We start from the raw sequence: 2,881 nt of genomic DNA on the forward strand, positions 1-2,881 counted from the left end.
CGCGCGCGTGTTGGCGAGGCCGATGCCGTGGCCGTCGCGCGCAGGGCCGCGCGGGCCGGGGCCGTGGTCGCGCACGACGAGTTCCAGCGCCTCGCCGTCGCGGCGCGCGCCGATCTCGACGCGGGCGCGGCCGTCGGCCGGATCCGCGCCGTGCTCGATCGCGTTCTCGACCAGCGGCTGCAGCAGCAGGAACGGCACGCGCGCCGCGGCCAGTTCCGCCGGCACCTCGACGCGCGCGTCCAGCCGTGCGCCGAAGCGCGCGCGCTGGACGTCGAGGTAGAGCTCGAGCAGGCGCAGTTCCTCGGCCAGCGCGTGCTCGTTGCCGGGATTGCTGGCCAGCGTGGCGCGCAGCAGGTCGCCGAGGCGCGCCAGCATCTCGTCGGCGGCGCGCGGGCTGTCGTACATGGTCGCCGCGACCGCGTTCAGCGAATTGAAGAGGAAGTGCGGCGCGAGTTGCAGGCGCAGCGCGTCGAGGCGCGATTCGGCCAGCGCCGCTTCCAGCCGCGCGGCGCGCAGCTCGCGCTCGCGGTTGGCGCGCAGGCGGTCGGCCAGCCAGGTCAGGCCGACCATCAGCGCGTAGACGATGACGTCGTTGGGAAACTCCATCGCGTAGCGCCACGGCATGTCGCCGTAGTCGTAGCGACCGAGCCCGAACATCGCGAACACCGCCGAACGGCTGGCCCACAGCAGGCTGGTGTGCGCCAGCGAGAACAGCACGACGCCGGCCGCGTGCGCCGCCAGCGCACGCAGCATCCGCCCGTGCGCCACGGGGTGGCGGCGCGCCCAGGCGATCACCGGCAGCAACAGCAGCGCCGCGGTGTAGGCGCCGGTGAGTTCCTCGATCAGCAGCGTGCCGAAGCGGCCGCTGCGGCCAACGGTGATGTCGTCCAGCGCGCGATGGCCGAAATTCAGCAGCGCCAGCGCCGCGGCGACCAGTATCACCGTCAGCAGGAAGGTGCGGCGCGGCGCGCGCGGCGCGATCGCCGCAGCGGCACGGGCCGCTGCGGCGTGACGGACGGCCGCAGCGGCGCGTTCGGTCGCGGACCCGGGCGCGGCGCTGCTCATGCGTTCAGCGTAGCGCGTTCTTGTCGACCTCGCCGCCCTTCATCACGAAGCCGACGCGTTCGAGAATCGACACGTCCTTCAGCGGATCGCCGTCGACGGCGACCAGGTCGGCGTACAGCCCGGGCTTGATCGCGCCGACGCGGTCGCGCCAGCCGAGCAGGTCGGCGGCGTTCCAGGTGGCGGCCTGGATCGCCTGCATCGGCGTCATGCCCCACTCGACCATCTTGGCGAACTGCTTGCCGTTCCAGCCGTGCGGATAGACGCCGGCGTCGGTGGCGAAGGCCATCTTCTCGCCGGCCTGCACGGCGCGGCGGAAATTCTCGCGCTGCAGGCGGCCGACCAGCTTCTCCTTCTCGATGGTGCTGGCCGGGAAGCCCTTCTTGGCGTACTCGCCGAGGATGTAGTCGTCGTTGTAGACGTCGAAGTCGAGGTAGGTGCCGCGCTGCCTGGCCAGCTTCAGGCCCTCGGCGTCGATCAGGCTGCAGTGCTCGACCGAGTCGACGCCGGCGCGGATCGCCATCTTGATCGCCTCGGCGCCGTGCGCGTGCGCCGCCACCTTCTTGCCCCAGCGGTGCGCCTCGTCGACGATCGCGTCCATCTCCGCCTGCGTGTACTGCGGCGCGCCGACCGAGGCCTCCATGCTGAGCACGCCGGCGCTGGCCATGAACTTGATCACGTCTGCGCCGTTCTTGACGTTCTCGCGCACCTTGTGGCGCACCGCGTCGACGCCGTCGGCGACGCCGTCGACGGTGTGGAACTCGATCCACGGCGAGAAGCCGGTGGTGTCGTCGGCGTGGCCGCCGGTGGCGCCGATCGCCGGGCCGGAGACCAGCATGCGCGGCCCCGGGATGTCGCCGCGGTCGATGGCGTTGCGCAGGGCGACGTCGACGTAGTCGTCGGCGCCGACGTTGCGCACGGTGGTGAAACCGGCGTCCAGCGTGCGCTTGGCGTAGAGGTGGGCGAGGATCGCCGCGTCGATCGCGCTGCGCTTGAGGATCGCCTCGTAGTAATCGCCCTTGATCTCGGTGGGATCGCCGGTCAGGTGCGTGTGCACGTCGATCAGGCCGGGCAGCAGGGTGGCGTCGCCGAGGTCGATCAGCCTGGCGTCGGCCGGCGCCTGGCCGTCCTCGCGCACCTCCTTGATGCGGTCGCCTTCGATCACGACCACCACCGGGCCGCGCTCGCGGCCGGCTTCGACGTCGAGCCAGTGCGCGGCCTTGACGGCGATGCGCTGCGGCGTGGCCGGCGCGTCCGCGGCGGCGGCGGCGGCGAGGGTGGAAAGCAGGGCGAAACAGAGCGTGCGCAGCATGGCGTCTCCCCGGACGGAATTGAGCCCGGTCACTGTAGCCGTGCGCATACGTATGCGCAGCAACGACCGGCGGTACATGACGAAGCCCGTCGAAATGGGCGAAACTTGGCAGCTCCCGTTCCCCCACGTTGCTCGGAGGCAGCAATGCCGGATATTCGCGAAGCCAAGGTTCCGGACATCGGCAACCACACGGACGTGCCGGTGATCGAGGTGCTGGTGAAGCCGGGCGACAGCGTGAAGAAGGACCAGGGTCTGGTCACGCTGGAATCGGACAAGGCGACGATGGAGGTGCCGGCGCCGTTCGCGGGGGTGGTCAAGGAACTGCGGCTGAAGGTCGGCGACACCGTCGCCGAGGGCACGGTGGTGGCGCTGATCGAGACCGCCGAGGGTGCGCCGGCCGCCGCTGCGGCGCCGCCGCCCGCCAAGGCCGAGGCGCCGAAGGCGCCTGCCGCGCCCGCGCCGCAGCCGGCCGCTGCCGCGGCACCGGCGCCGGGCGCCACCGTGGCC

The 2,881-nt window shown here is 72.0% G+C and carries 3 protein-coding genes; 1 reads left to right on the forward strand and 2 read right to left on the reverse strand.

Translation table 11 applies throughout. The features are described 5' to 3' along the window. Together MBSD_RS10460 and MBSD_RS10465 are read right to left on the reverse strand one after the other, a co-directional pair. Positions 1-1,065: sensor histidine kinase (locus MBSD_RS10460; RefSeq protein WP_062537278.1), on the reverse strand; the 1,065-nt coding region annotated here is incomplete at its 3' end. A gap of 4 nt (positions 1,066-1,069) precedes the next feature. After that, positions 1,070-2,374: a Xaa-Pro dipeptidase gene (locus tag MBSD_RS10465; RefSeq protein ID WP_062537279.1), complete on the reverse strand. Its 1,305-nt coding sequence runs from the start codon at positions 2,372-2,374 to the stop codon at positions 1,070-1,072. 144 nt (positions 2,375-2,518) lie between these two features. Here MBSD_RS10465 and MBSD_RS10470 point away from each other — a divergent pair. Next, the coding region (locus tag MBSD_RS10470; protein WP_336603260.1) for a biotin/lipoyl-containing protein at positions 2,519-2,881 on the forward strand (363 nt) is incomplete at its 3' end.

Origin of the sequence: Mizugakiibacter sediminis, from assembly GCF_000953855.2 — a bacterium.
Classification (GTDB): Bacteria; Pseudomonadota; Gammaproteobacteria; order Xanthomonadales; family Rhodanobacteraceae; genus Mizugakiibacter; species Mizugakiibacter sediminis.

Coding starts and splice junctions, on each gene's coding strand:
- MBSD_RS10465 (WP_062537279.1), bottom strand. CDS start 2,374: ATGCTGCGCACGCTCTGTTTCGCCCTGCTTTCCACCCTCGCCGCCGCC.